The sequence below is a fragment of the Thermostichus vulcanus str. 'Rupite' genome (assembly GCF_022848905.1).
GTDB lineage: Bacteria > Cyanobacteriota > Cyanobacteriia > Thermostichales > Thermostichaceae > Thermostichus > Thermostichus vulcanus_A.
Window position 1 is genome coordinate 19,220 of record NZ_JAFIRA010000020.1, and the last position, 13,484, is coordinate 32,703.

Annotated in this window: 13 protein-coding genes; 5 read left to right on the forward strand and 8 right to left on the reverse strand. The window is 56.3% G+C overall.

Annotated features, from left to right (window positions below):
- Window positions 1-8: 8 nt before the first annotated feature.
- Both thiS and JX360_RS09045 read right to left on the reverse strand, forming a co-directional pair.
- Entirely contained in the window at window positions 9-206 is a 198-nt protein-coding gene (gene thiS / locus JX360_RS09040; RefSeq protein WP_244350330.1) for a sulfur carrier protein ThiS, read from the reverse strand.
- Window positions 194-1,315 (reverse strand): FAD-dependent oxidoreductase, encoded by a 1,122-nt coding sequence (locus tag JX360_RS09045; protein ID WP_425244379.1) that lies wholly within the window; start codon window positions 1,313-1,315, stop codon window positions 194-196. The genes thiS and JX360_RS09045 overlap by 13 nt, the downstream gene beginning before the upstream one ends.
- 244 nt (window positions 1,316-1,559) lie before the next feature.
- On the opposite strand from JX360_RS09045, the gene JX360_RS09050 reads away from it, so the two are divergent.
- The gene (locus JX360_RS09050) at window positions 1,560-2,564 is read left to right on the forward strand and encodes an ABC transporter permease (RefSeq protein ID WP_244350332.1); all 1,005 of its coding nucleotides are present in this window, start codon (window positions 1,560-1,562) and stop codon (window positions 2,562-2,564) included.
- On the opposite strand, the gene JX360_RS09055 is transcribed toward JX360_RS09050, so the two are convergent.
- The 4 genes from JX360_RS09055 to JX360_RS09070 form a co-directional block, all read right to left on the reverse strand.
- On the reverse strand, window positions 2,561-2,854 hold the full coding sequence (locus tag JX360_RS09055; protein ID WP_244350333.1) for a hypothetical protein: 294 nt from the start codon (window positions 2,852-2,854) through the stop codon (window positions 2,561-2,563). The genes JX360_RS09050 and JX360_RS09055 overlap by 4 nt on opposite strands.
- Window positions 2,855-2,942: 88 nt before the next feature.
- Window positions 2,943-4,115 carry an RNA-guided endonuclease TnpB family protein gene (locus tag JX360_RS09060; RefSeq protein ID WP_244350334.1) on the reverse strand — a complete coding sequence of 391 codons (1,173 nt, stop codon included), beginning with the start codon at window positions 4,113-4,115 and terminating at the stop codon, window positions 2,943-2,945.
- Between the two features lie 138 nt (window positions 4,116-4,253).
- The gene (locus tag JX360_RS09065) at window positions 4,254-4,391 is read right to left on the reverse strand and encodes a hypothetical protein (RefSeq protein ID WP_244350335.1); all 138 of its coding nucleotides are present in this window, start codon (window positions 4,389-4,391) and stop codon (window positions 4,254-4,256) included.
- 381 nt (window positions 4,392-4,772) lie between these two features.
- Window positions 4,773-5,333, reverse strand: coding sequence for a TIGR04376 family protein (locus JX360_RS09070; protein WP_244350336.1), 561 nt, complete (start codon window positions 5,331-5,333; stop codon window positions 4,773-4,775).
- Between the two features lie 626 nt (window positions 5,334-5,959).
- Between JX360_RS09070 and JX360_RS09075 the strand changes: the two genes are divergently transcribed.
- The 4 genes from JX360_RS09075 to JX360_RS09090 all read left to right on the forward strand — a co-directional run bounded on the left by JX360_RS09075 (window position 5,960) and on the right by JX360_RS09090 (window position 10,917).
- Complete coding sequence (locus tag JX360_RS09075; protein ID WP_244350337.1) at window positions 5,960-7,648, forward strand: GAF domain-containing sensor histidine kinase; 1,689 nt, start codon at window positions 5,960-5,962, stop codon at window positions 7,646-7,648.
- A gap of 146 nt (window positions 7,649-7,794) precedes the next feature.
- Window positions 7,795-8,934, forward strand: a complete 1,140-nt coding sequence (gene wecB / locus JX360_RS09080; protein WP_244350338.1) for a non-hydrolyzing UDP-N-acetylglucosamine 2-epimerase — start codon at window positions 7,795-7,797, stop codon at window positions 8,932-8,934.
- A 148-nt stretch (window positions 8,935-9,082) separates the two neighbouring features.
- Window positions 9,083-9,658 carry an ureidoglycolate lyase gene (locus JX360_RS09085; RefSeq protein ID WP_244350339.1) on the forward strand — a complete coding sequence of 192 codons (576 nt, stop codon included), beginning with the start codon at window positions 9,083-9,085 and terminating at the stop codon, window positions 9,656-9,658.
- A gap of 29 nt (window positions 9,659-9,687) precedes the next feature.
- On the forward strand, window positions 9,688-10,917 hold the full coding sequence (locus JX360_RS09090; RefSeq protein ID WP_244350340.1) for an MFS transporter: 1,230 nt from the start codon (window positions 9,688-9,690) through the stop codon (window positions 10,915-10,917).
- Window positions 10,918-10,954: 37 nt separating this feature from the next.
- On the opposite strand, the gene JX360_RS09095 is transcribed toward JX360_RS09090, so the two are convergent.
- Together JX360_RS09095 and JX360_RS09100 are read right to left on the reverse strand one after the other, a co-directional pair.
- On the reverse strand, window positions 10,955-11,746 hold the full coding sequence (locus JX360_RS09095; RefSeq protein ID WP_244350341.1) for a metal ABC transporter ATP-binding protein: 792 nt from the start codon (window positions 11,744-11,746) through the stop codon (window positions 10,955-10,957).
- A 95-nt stretch (window positions 11,747-11,841) separates the two neighbouring features.
- Window positions 11,842-13,008, reverse strand: a complete 1,167-nt coding sequence (locus JX360_RS09100) for a metal ABC transporter substrate-binding protein (RefSeq protein ID WP_244350342.1) — start codon at window positions 13,006-13,008, stop codon at window positions 11,842-11,844.
- Between the last annotated feature and the right edge of the window lie 476 nt (window positions 13,009-13,484).

Sequence of the window (13,484 nt, forward strand, 5' to 3'; positions counted from 1 at the left end):
AGGTTGGTTTAGCCACCGACGACAGGGGTCAGGATTTCCAGCTGGTCCCCTTCTTGCAAAGGAGTTTGGGCGTACTGGGTGCGGGGGACAAAATTTTGGTTCACCGCCACGGCAAAGGGGCTGCTGACCTCCAGCAGTGCTACAGCCTCTGCCAAGGTGAGGCCATCGGGTAGCTCACGCGGTTCTTGGTTGATCACAATACGCATGAAGCAGGGTTCTCAGGAGCAGTTGAGTGATTATTTGCAGTATCAACCTGAAAACGGATCCCTAGCTGCTTGGCCAGGGTGCAGGTACCCTGTTGCACGTATTCCAAAACAGCATCGTGGATGGCCGGAGAGATCATAAACCCATGGCGGTAGAGACCGTTAATCTGTAGCAGGCGCGGGGAGAGTTCCACCACCGCCGGTAGGTTATCCGGCAAGGTCGGGCGACAGCGACTGTTCAACTCCAGGATGCGCGCCTCGGCAAATCCCGGATGGACGGTATAGGCAGCACTGAGCAACTCCAGCGTAGACCGCACGCTGACCGGGGAGGGATCCTCACTTTCGATTTCTGTGGCCCCGACTACGAAAAGATGATCCGGCTTGGGGGCAATGTAAATCGGGTAGCGGGGGTGTAGTAGGCGGGTTGGGCGTTGCAGCTTCACATCGGGCGCATAAAGGCGAGCCACCTCACCTCGCACACCACGTAAAGGTTGGCCGACAGGCCCCTCGCCCCGGGATCCCAACCCACGGCAGTCCAGAACCCAACCCCCACTATGGCGCTGCCAAGCCCGTGCCGCCTCCAGATCCCAAGGGCAACCCCATTCCACCTCTAGACCCTCAGCTCGCAACTTCGCCAAGAGAGCCGAGAGCAACTGGCGGTTGTCCAGTTGGCCCTCGTGGGGCAGGTACAACCCCTGGTCAAACTGCCCGGCCACCGCCGGTTCCAGTTGGGCCAAGCTTTGGGCATTGAGAGGCTGAGGCGCTGGCAGATCCGGCAGGTGAGTGAGAACATCCGCCAGTAGCGCGGAAAACCGTCTGGCCTCGCCGGCATCTTGCCGGTGCCAAAGGATGAGGGTTCCCTGCTGCTGAAAAAAAACCGGCTGGGGTAAGGGAGCCAAAAGAGAGGGCCAGCGAGACAGGGCATAGTACCCCTGCGCCACAACGCTGGCTTCGGTGATCACAGATTCCGCCAGGGGAGCCAGCATGGCGGCGGCTACGTGAGCAGCACTGCTACCCGTAGCTTCACCGGGGGCAGCATCCACGATGCGGACGGGATACCCGAGTTCGGCCAGACTTACAGCCATCAAACGACCGATTAAGCCTGCCCCCATTACAAGGATGGGATCCCGTCGGCCCCCAGAAAGGATCCCGGCAGGGATCTCTATCGATATCGATGCTGGCAACAGAGGAGCTTCGGTCGGAATGGCCATGCTTGAGATCATAGCCAGCCCGGGATCCCAAGGTCTACCGTCATCGGGAGGGACTGAGAAGTTTACTACGAACCCATTGACTCTACAGGGTGCGGCATTTTAGGGGGGTATTCTGAACTTTCCGGTTGAACCCTTTGGATCTGCCATGAGCTTGCCTCTCCACCTACCTGACTGGCTCCTAGGCCAAACTCTGTTGCAGCGCCTCTTTACCTGGAGCTTTTTGATTTCTCTATTGGTGTCTGGCATTCGTTTGGCTGTGCCGGTGTTGCTGGCGGTATTGGGGGAGGTGATAACCCAACGTTCCGGCATTCTCAACCTAGGTTTGGAAGGGATCCTACTGATGGGATCCTTGGCGGGTTTTGCCACTACCTATCATCTGGAGCAAGCGGGGGTAATCGGGGCGGCTTGGATGGGATTGGGGGCGGGGATCCTGGCGGGCATGGCAATGGGCGCGGTGATGGCCCTTTTGGCCGTCTGGCTCAGGGCGGATCAGGTGGTGGCAGGGGTCACGCTGGTCTTGTTGGGGCAGGGGTTGAGCACCTATCTGTTTCGGCAACTGCTGCCCAATAGCAATGTGCGGGTAACGGGGCTTGCCCCTTGGCCGGTTCCAGGACTGGCGGGGATCCCTGGGGTGGGAACGGTGTTGTTCAATCATGACCCAATGGTGTACCTGAGTGGGCTGTTGGTGCCTGCCTGTTGGTTGCTGTTGTTTCGCACCCAGTTTGGGCGATCCTTACGAGCGGTGGGGGAAAATCCGGCGGCGGCAGAGACCTCTGGCATCAGCGTCGAGAGAACCCGTTGGCTCGCCCTTTTGATCGGCTCTGCCCTGGCGGGGTTGGGAGGGGCGGTATTAACGGTCGTGCAGCTGCGCCTGTTTGCAGAGGGGATCACCGCTGGACGGGGGTGGATTGCCGTGGCACTGGTGTTTTTTGCCCGCTGGCACCCTGGGCAAGCGCTGCTGGGTTCGTTGCTGTTTGGGGTAGCGGATGCGCTGCAATTTCGCATTCAAGCCTTAGGATCCCAGCAATTTCCCTATGAGTTTTTGTTGATGTTGCCCTACCTGCTCACCTTGGCGGTGCTGTGGCGCAAAGGCAAACAGGTGGAAGCCCCGGCTGCCCTTGGGATCCCTTATCTGCGAGGACAACGTTAAACGCTTTCTGAAGCAGCGGCGGCTCGATCCCTGTCTTGATCTAAAGCTCTGATTTGCCGAAGGGAACGCCCTATCCGCAACACGAGCGTGAGGATACAACCCACAACTAAGAAGGGGATCCCCCAACCCCACACCTCTAGGCCAAACTGAGCCAAGAGACAGCCCAGGCCCAGCCAAGCCAAGCGATCCGTCTGTCCACAGGGGCCAACCGACTGAACTGTGCCACCTGCCACCAAGCCCAACAGACCAAACAGCTGCACCCAGCCGGTCAAAAGCAGCAATGCCACCATCCAAGTTAAATCCCCGTGGGGCCACAGGCCCAAGATAATCAGCAGATCGTTGACACTCCCCCGGTTAGAAACCGGGGGATTCTCCCTTCTAGCCCCCCACAGCTTGAAGCTGTGGAGTATTCATGGAGTTCAGGGGATTGCCAAGTACCCCATCCCCTGAGCCGACCGCACCCATTACAGATACGGCTTCTTTTAGACTCAGAGGACATGAGAATCCGTCCCACTGGGCTAGGTTCATAGCCGCGTTCCAGTCGGCATCACAGCAATACCCGTCCTGCCCAGTGAACAGATGCCCACTCCTTTTCCCAATCAATCCTGTCCTATGGTCGGTTTTGGATGTGTAGGCAGCAGGACGCTTGTGCAGCGTCCTACCCGCCATTTCCAGCTTGTAGGCAACCTTCCACTCCAGGTCGTAGTACGACCAGGTATGGCGCGATTTCCCGGCATCCGAACGCGCCTTTCGACTCTGTCTGGATTGGCGGATACCTGAGAGGTCTTCCATCCACACATCCGCATTTACCGCCTTGGCAAACCGCACAATGCGGCGGCTCACGGTGTGGTTGACTGCCCTCATCCACCGGGCTTCTTTGCGCTCCAGTCGCTTAAGTGCTCGGTATTTACCCGCCTGTTGCAACTGGGCACGACGCTTCTGGAAACGACGACGACGATAGGCTATCTCTCCACCCCCAAAAAACACCGCTCGACCCCAACGGGTGGCCGCCACCGCCAAACGGTTCTGCCCCCGGTCAACACCCAGCCGCTCTGTACTCTTCACTTCGGGAACATCCCAAGTGATAGACAGAACAGCATACCAAGCCCCACGTATTTGCATCAGTTTCAAGGTTCCCCGTTCACAATCCTGCTCGGCCAGGATGCGCTCAAGACGCTCGGCATAGTAGGAACTGCCAACCTCAAGGGGAACCCGCTTGTCACCCTGAATCGTGGGGAAGCTCACTGAGTAGGTGCTACCTACTTTGTGCAGCTTCCAGTTTTGGTTGTTGACCTCTGGCCAGAACACTTTGAAGTGCTTGACCCGCTGGCCGGCTTTCCCCTTCAGGACACGAATCACCTGGTTGGAGAGGGCCGACTTGAGGGGTGTCACCACTTTGGCGGTTGTTAATGCCCTCCGCTCCTTCGGACTGATGCGGAGCAGTTCGTTTGCCAGTTCGGTTGTCGCCCAAACCGTCTGGGCAAACATCTCTGCTTTGACCGCGTTGAGATCAAGAAACTTGAGCTTGAGTGTGGTGGTGACCCGTTTCATGGGGGCTATTGTACTATTCCTGTAGATGCTTCGCCGTTATCTACATGACAGAGTACAAGCATTATCGGCATTCGGTTGGAAAGGTGTTGGAATACATCAACGACCCACACCACGGCTGAATCAATTCAGCCTGTGCGCTTATATCCCCCGGTTAGAAACCGGGGGCTTTACGCTGGTTTTCGTAAATTCCCCCGGCAAACGGTTCAGGTAGGCACCTAGTTTCGAGGTTTTGCCAAACTCCTCTGCCACCAACCCATCCAGAGTGTTGATCACCATGCGTCCCAGAATGCACAACAGCGCCCCAATCCACTATCCCTGCCAAAGGCAGTAAGCGGCCCCCAACCCTGGCACAAATGCCAGCAATGACAGAGCATTGGGGGATAGTTAAGGTGCAGCAATAGCACCCCCAACCAGCGGCCCAGCCAGCGGCAACTTTCCCAGGTGATATCTGGCACTCTCGGATACCACCCCAACCGCTTGACCAGGGGCTCCCCCACATCTGGCAGAGGGGAATAGTGAAACTGCATGGCCACCTCCACTGTGTTGAGAAGATCCCGCAAAGAGCGGAGCCGGGATCCCTACCGCTATTGCTATCATGCCGATGGGGACACCGCCTGTGATCGGAGGACAGTGGCTGAACTGGTCAGAGGTTGTAGATTATCGTTTTTGTTGCCGGAGCTTGCGCAATTCTTCTTCCACCTCCAGCTGATGAAATTGTTTTTCTAGATCATCCCAAGCATCGCCGGACTTCCCCCAATTGCCAAAACCAAAATCCGGATTGCTAGCATTTTGGGCTTGGGCAGCTTTCACCTCTTGTAGCTTGGTTTTCACCTCTTGGCGACGCTGTTGAATTTGCGGCAACAAGGCTTCCATTTGTTGGATTTTGTCCTTCAGGGTTTTCATCTGGTTCCACAACTGGCTGCCCTTCTGCAGCAGTTCTGCTTCTCGCCGTTGGGCTCCTTGGGCCAGATCGGGGCGATTGGCCCGTTGGGCTTTTTCAATGCGGAAGTGCCAGGTTTTAATTTCCTCTCCCAAGCTGAGAATGCTCTTTTGCAGGGCTTGTTCCTGGGCGCGGCTATCCTGCAGCAGTCGCAAGGTATCGGATTCCTGCTGGCGCAACTGCTCCTCAAGGGCTTGTAGCTCGATTTCGGGATGGGCCTTGAGAAATTCCTCCAGACGGGTTTCCAAAAATCGGATCAGATCGTCAAATAGTCCCATCGGTGGATCCCTTTGCCCCAGCCCTCAGTTGCGTTTAGGGTAACATCCTCCCGACGCTGTAGCTTGCTTCCCCCAGGGTTGCTACGCATACAGCGCGGGGTTCCTCTTTCATCCAGCCAACTTGTCCTCACCAGTTGCTTGATTTGATATGGAGGTTGTTCTGTCCAGAGGCGTTGATTCTGGTACGCCCTACCGTTCGCGTAGGTGCTCTAGGGGTCGCGGCAGCGGGCGGAACCGCTCATGACGGGGAAAACCTCCAGTCGATACCATGAAGCAGTGAACTGGCTGACCTATACCCGCGCTGCCTACCAGAGGCTAAGTGGCAAGCTTACCGTGTTCAGGTGCAAAGTGCCTATGGCCGTCAACATAAATTAATGGGGCTGTTGAGGCCAAAGAACTTGTGATCGATGCAAAGCTGGGGAGCGCGACCCTCTTTACGTCTTCTTTGCATGGCAGAGGTGAACGTGTGGGAGACAGAGAGGGTTTTTCCGCCTGAAGCGGGTATAGTAGGGGCAGCTTGAGCTTGTTGTACCTTCACCTATTCTTTACTTTTGCTCTTTGACGTTGTTGCGCGCTCCCCAGGCCCATTGGTCAGCATGAAGCTCCGCCAAAAAATCTTCTGGCTCATGGGCTCCTCCCTCTTTTGTGGTGTTGTGGGCTTAACCGGGTTGGTGCTGCATTGGGGATCCTCCTTTCGGGTGGAATCGGCACGGATCGCAGCTCCAGAAGCTAGGGTTCAGACTGTAACAGCCTACGAAGACTTGGCCTGGTTCTATCTGATGTTGCTAGGGATCAGCCTCGGATCTTCGGTTTGGCTGCTGGTTTTGTTGGATCAACAGGTGCTCAGTCGCTTGCAGCCCTCTGGGAGTGGATTGGAGGAGGGATCCCCAACTGGACAGAATCAAGCCCAAGCTAGGAGCAAATCTCAGCAGATCCAACACCTCAACGCTGCCCTAGAACAGCAGGTGCAACAGCAAACGGCCCAGCTACGGCAGTCCCTCAACTACGAAGCAACCCTCAAGCGCATCACCGACAAAGTTCGGGACAGCCTGGAAGAAGACCAGATTTTGCAAACGGCGGTACAGGAGCTGGCCACCAGCTTAGAGCTTCTAGGATGTGATGCAGCCCTATACAATCTGGAGCTGGGCATCAGCACCATAACCTATGAATATGGAGCCGGTTTGCCCTCCAAACTCAAGTCCACCATAGACCTTGACGAGCAGGGTGGCCTCTACCGTCGTCTGCTCGCTGGGGATCCGGTTTTACTGTGCCAGGTTCCGCCAACTCGAGTGCGGAAGCTTACCAAACCGCTCCTGTGTCTGGCCTGTCCCATCTTCGACCGTTTCCGAAGTCCAGACGCTTTTACAGAGCGCACACAACCAAACCTGTTCACAGCCTGCAAAACCCCGCCGCAGGAGCTAGCTATCTTTGGGGATCTCTGGCTGTTCAAACCGATTGACCAAGAGTTTAGCGAGTCCGAAATCCGGCTGGTGCAGCAGGTGGCCACCCAATGTGCGATTGGACTGCGACAAGCACGCTTGTACAAAGCCTTACAGAGCCAGGTGGCTCAGCTGGAGTCGTTGCATCAACTCAAGGATGATTTTCTCAACACCATCTCCCACGAGTTGCGCACCCCCATGTCCAACATCAAAATGTCCCTCTACATGATCCGCAAAACCCAGAATGAGGAGCAGCGGCAGCGCTATCTGGACATCCTGGAAACCGAATCTAACCGCGAGATTGAGCTGATTAACGATTTGCTGGATTTGCAGCGGCTAGAAGCGGGCGTGGATCAACCCCTTTTAGAACCCGTGGATTTGACTCGTTGGATCCCGGCTCAGCTGCGCTCGTTTGAGGCTCGTATCGCCCATTATCAGCAAACGCTACAGGTGGAACTGGATCCGGCTTTGGAATCAACTGAGCCCCAACTGTGGTCAGATACCCAACGCCTATCCCGCATTTTGGGGGAGCTGATCAACAACGCCTGCAAGTACACTGCTCCAGGAGGCGCCATACACCTGCGGGTCGCATCTGAGCTTGGCCAAATCCGCTTTGAGATTACCAATCCTGCCCAGATCCCTGCCGATCAACTGCCGCATCTGTTTAAGAAGTTTTACCGGGTGCCAAACGGGGATCCCTGGAACCGGGGGGGTACCGGCTTGGGGTTAGCCTTGGTGAAAAAATTGGTGGAACAACTGGGGGGTAAGATCAACGTAACCAGTCAGGCAGGGTTGACCACCTTCTGGTTTGTGGTGCCCCACCACCGATCGCCATCTCACCCTGGATCATTGGCCGTGTCTCTCCCCCAGCCTTGATCCCCTGTGTTCTTGTTCAGGCAGGAATCCCAGCGAAACTCGGCAACCCTTTCTTCCCCGTACATGACCCCAGTTAGGGAGAGTTTTCCCACTGCTGTACTCCCCAACTCTCTGTTCGTACAGCCTTTTGCAGGCTGATGGCATCCATGACTGCTCTTCCCCTAATTGCCGTGATCTTGGGCACTCGCCCGGAAGCAATTAAGCTGGCTCCCGTGATCCATGCTTTACAAGCCAGCCCCCATTTGCGTACGGAGGTGATTTTGACTGGGCAACACCGGGAAATGGTGGATCAAGTGATGCAGCTGTTTGGCCTAGAAGCGGATCGGGATCTGGCGATTATGCGCCCTCGCCAAAGCCTGACCGATATTACCGAAGCCACCCTACGCGGTTTGGAAACCTATTTCAACACCAGTCAGCCGGATCTGATCCTGGTGCAGGGAGATACCACCACTGCTTTTGCTGCCACCCTGGCTGCTTTTTATCAACGGATCCCGGTGGGGCATGTGGAAGCGGGTCTGCGCACCGATGATCTCTACAATCCCTTCCCAGAAGAAGCCAATCGCCGCTTGATCTCCCAATTGGCCAGCCTGCATTTTGCCCCCACCCCCCAAGCGGTCGAAAACCTGAAGCGAGATCACGTGGTGGGATCCATCCATTGCACCGGCAACACCGTCATCGATGCTCTGCTGCAGGTGGCGGCCCAGGGGATCCCTTGCCCGATCCCCGGATTGGATTGGGAGCGACATCGTGTTCTGTTGGTGACATTGCACCGGCGGGAAAATTGGGGGGAACCCCTCGCCTCAATTGGAGAAGCCCTGCTGCAGATCCTGGAAGAGTTTCCCGATACTGCCCTGCTGCTGCCCTTGCACCGCAACCCTGTCGTCCGGGATCCCTTACAAGCTCAACTGGGATCCCATCAGCGGGCCTTCTTGGTGGAGCCGTTGGACTATCACCTTTGGGTGGCAGCCATGCAGCGCTGCACCCTAATCCTGAGTGATTCCGGGGGGATTCAAGAAGAGGCCCCAGCCCTGGGTAAGCCCGTTTTGGTGCTGCGACACACTACCGAACGCCCAGAAGCAATCGCTGCTGGCACCGCCCGCCTGGTGGGCACCTCCACCAGTGGGATCGTCAATGCTGCTCGGGAATTGCTCTCGGATCCCCAGGCCTATGCCCGCATGGCCCAAGCTAAAAATCCCTTTGGAGATGGCACTGCTGCCCAACATATTCGCACCCTCATCGAGCAGTGGGTTATGGCCAGGAAAAACTCGATAGGCTCAGCTGAGTAGGCTCATTTTACGTAGAGGGATCCGAGTCGGGTAGCAAACCGTTACGATGAAAACCGTTTCTGTACCGGGTCTCTCAATAGAATGACCAAACCCAAGAATGACCCGTGAGACTCAAAAATCGCTAGCGAAAGGGATCCCCATGATGAGCATGACCTCAACTGCCTCTGCCCCCACCGTTGTTCGGGTACCGATTGTGGATGCCACCCCGGAAAATGTACAGCCCTTCGGTCAGTTGTTGGGGGATGATGTGGCCAAACCGGGGTTGGGGATCCCGTTTTATCAAGGGCGGGTTCTGGAAGGGGAAAACATCGACTTCGAGTACACTGGCAAAGCCGTCATCCGCACCGCCAAAATCCTGCCCGGTTACCCGCCCGTGCTCTGGTTGGAGCGCCACATGCGCATGACGCAGTTGTTCATTGCCTTGGGCCAAGAGCCCTTCATCATGGTGATGGCCCCACCCAATCATCCTAAGGAAGCTCCCGATTTGGATCAAGTCCAAGCCCTGCGTTTTCCTCCCGGACATGGGCTACTTCTGCACCTGGGCACCTGGCACGATTTCCCCATTGCCTGTGAGCGCCCTGTAGTGGTGCTAACCGCCAACTCCGACGAAGTGGTGGAGGCACTGGCCAGCATGAAAGGGGCCCATGAAATGAATCAGGGGGATGTGTTCAAAATTTCCCTGCCCCAGCGGCTCAAGGCAGAAATCCAGTTGGAACTGGTTTAGTTTGCCTTCACCCCCCCAAAACGGTACCCATGTCCGAGAGCAGATCCCTGACAGAAACGAATCTTCCTTTGCAGAACTCCAAAATATCAGTACTCAAACTGGCGGGCTGTCAAGCTTTGGCGATGACGGGCAACTCCGTCTTGTTTACAGTGGCAGCCTTGATCGGGGCTAACCTATTGACCGACAAAAGCTGGGCGACCCTCCCTCTGGCGCTGCTGCACCTGGCCACCCTGTTCACCACGATCCCAGCCTCATTGTGGATGGCGCGAATGGGGCGTAAGGTGGGCTTTGCCACTGGTATCGGGATGGGCATGCTCGGGGCTGGATTGGGAGCCTATGCCATTTTCGCGGGCAGCTTTGTCGGGTTTTGTCTGGCTATGGTGCTGTTGGGCTGTTTCAATGGCTTTGTTGGCTACTACCGTTTTGCAGCTGCGGAACTGGCTAGCGAGTCCTTTCGCAGTATGGCCATCTCACTGGTGGTGGCGGGGGGTGTGGTGGCAGCAGTCTTGGGGCCTCAACTGGCCACTTGGACGAAAGATTGGTTCGCGGAAGCCCCCTTTGCGGGCTGTTTACTCACGATCATCCTGTTGCAGGCAATCTCCTTGCCTTTGCTGGCCAGTGTGCCCTTACTCCCTTGGCAAAAAACTGAACAGGTGGAGCAGGGCCGTCCGTTGTTGACCATCATCAGGCAGCCGGTGTTCGTTGTGGCGGTGTTGGGCAGTATGCTCGGGTACGGGGTAATGGTGCTGATCATGACCTCAACACCCTTGGCGATGGTGGAACATGCTTTCCCCTTTCACCAGGCTGCCTTTGTCATTCAGTGGCATGTGTTGGGCATGTTTGCACCTTCTTTTATCACGGGGGCCCTGATCGTTCGCTTTGGTCTGCTGAATATCATCCTGACGGGTGGGATCCTGAACCTGCTTTGCATCGCCATCAACCTGTCGGGTATTAGCCTGATGCACTACTGGACTGCCTTGTTGCTGTTGGGTATTGGCTGGAACTTTTTGTTTGTCGGCTCCACTACGTTGCTCACGGAAGCCTACACGCCAGCAGAACGGGCCAAAACCCAGGCAGCCCATGACTTTCTCATGTTTAGCGGTGTCGCGGCCTCAACAATCCTGTCGGGTGACTTGTTGAATCGCTGGGGATGGCAGGCGGTAAATGGGGCTGGCCTACCCATGGTGCTGTTGGCGTTTGGGGCAGTCTTCTGGCTCCAGAAACAACGGGGGCAGGATCCGTGGGCAAAAAGCCTGTAGAGGGATGCCTTCCTCGAGTCTGGAGATGCCGTTAGGGTCAAGGGGATCCACGCCCGTTCAGGCAAGGTTGCGCCATCAGGGATCCATCCGGCAGGATCATCCATTGTCCGGCAAAGGTTTGTTGCAGCAGCCCCGACACCATCACCTCCTGGCACGGCCCAAAAGCGATCACGCGTCGATTGAGCAAGAGAACCTGTTGAAACCGTTGCCAAACCAAGCCCAAATCGTGGGTGGAAAGCAGGATCGTTACCCCTTGCCCTTGCAACTCTGCCAGCACCTGCAACACCTCCTCTTGATGGGAAATATCCACCCCACTAAAGGGTTCATCCATCAACAAAACCTGGGGTTCTTGAGCCAGGGCACGGGCCAGAAACACCCGTTGTTGTTGTCCACCCGACAGTTCCCCAATGGCAGCAGTCGCCAGCTCCGCCAGCCCCAGCCGCTCCAGACAAACCCAGGCCATTTCCCGATCTGAAGCCTGCAAACGTTGATGCCAGCGCCGTTGACGGTAGCGCCCCATCAGCACCACATCCAGTACCGTCACCGGAAAGCGCCAGTCCACCTCCTCCCGCTGCGGAATGTAGGCAACGGAAAGGGCTTTCTTAGCCTGCCTCTGATCTACATCCCCATCGAAGTTTTGTAGACCCACCTGGATCCCACCCCGCCACAGGGGCAATAGACCGACCAGCGCCTTAAACAGGGTGGATTTCCCTGCTCCATTTGGCCCGACCACTGCCACCAGGGATCCCGTTGGAATATGCAGGTCGATCCCCTGGAGCACCGCCTGTTCCCCATAACCAACCCACACATCTTGCAAGCGGATATGCACGGCTTTTCACCCACACGGCTGACGGCACACCAATGGCTTAGGAGGACGACCTCCCGCTGACGCGAACGGAAAGGGATCCCCAAGCGGACTGAACTTCATCGCAGCGCCGTGACGATGGTTTCGGTGTTGTAGCGCATCATGTCCAGATAGGTGGGGGCAGGACCATCCGCTGTGGAGGTGGAGTGACTGTAGAGGCGTTTAACCTGCAAATTCAACTCCTGGGCCAGTTGCTCCGCCAGTTGGGGATTGTTGCCCGTCTCCAGAAAAATCGCTGGCACATTGGTCTCCTGAAGGGTGTCGATGAGGCTGGCCAGTTCTCGCGCTGAAGGAGAGACATTGGTGCTCACACTAGGCAGGATCGTCCCGATCACCCGGAACCCATAGCGGTCGGCAAAATAGCCTAGGGTATCGTGGTTGGTCACCAGGAGCCGGTTGGACTCAGGGATCTGCGCCACCTGCTCTTGGATCCAAGTATCCAGCTCTTGTAACTGGGCAATGTAGGCAGCAGCATTTTCCGCATAGACATCCGCTCCGGCGGGATCCACTTTGGTCAGACCATCGCGGATATTTTCCACGTAGCGAATCACTTTCAGCGGATCTAGATAAAAGTGGGGATCCCCGTCGTGGGCATGGTGGTGTTTATCCGGTTCATGACTGTGCCCGTGGGAATGATTGTGAGAGTGCCCGTGGGAATGGCCATGGGAGTGCCCGTGGGACTCAGAGGGTTGCGCTTCCTTCTCTTCCGCGTGAGTATGCCCGTGCCCATGGGCGTGAGCAAATAAGGCTTCCTCCGATTCTGGAATCTGTCGCATGTCTAGGCCTGCCGAAGCCTCGATTAGCAGTCGTTCACCGCCGACATTCTCCAGCAAGTTGCCCAAAAATTCCTCAAACCCACCGCCATTCACAATCAAAACTTGGCTATCGGCAACACGGCGCAAATCACTGGGAGCAGGTTCAAACCCATGCGGATCCACCCCAATGGGAATCAACGAATCCACCTGTAGACGCTCCCCAGCCACGTTTTGGGCAATATCGGCGATAAAGCTGGTACTGGCCAGTACCCGCAGCTCTACTTCTGGCTGGACAGCCTCTTCTGGATCTGCTGGAGCTGGCGCTTGGGCCACCAAGGTCGATTCCGAGATCTGAACTTGGGCAGTTCCTCTTTCCACCAGGCGACAGGCAGGCAAGCCCATCAAGCACAACAACGATAGGCTCAGGCTCCAGACAGAGGGTCGCGAAGCGCTAGGGCGTTCAATGTTCATAGGCCAACTCAGAAATCTACAGGCATCAGATAGGCACTCTCCACAGAGAGGCTGCCGCAGTAAGACCGGCAATCCTATAAAGATAATCATTATCATTTTTTGCCGCAAGGGGTGGGATCCCTGTCTTGAGGTATTCCTGGTCACATTGGGTCGGGAATGCAGGTTTAACAGCAGGCAAGCCTAACAATTTGGGATCTCAACAGAAGCAAATCCGTCTGTCTAAGTGTTGAAAAATACCAATCCCTTCGCTTGGGAACTGTGTTACAAACCCTAAGTTGGGCTTCAGGGAGCAAAGCTGCCTCAAGAGCCAATTCTCAGCTCCTGCACCTGGGCTGATGTCATTGAGATCCTGAGGATCGGGGCACTGAGAAAGCGGGATCCCTCGGAAAAATCTATGCAATATCTATGCCGTTATCTGTGCCGTTGGCATCCGAAGAGAGTTGCTCTATATTAAATCAGCTAGCGTGATCGATCTT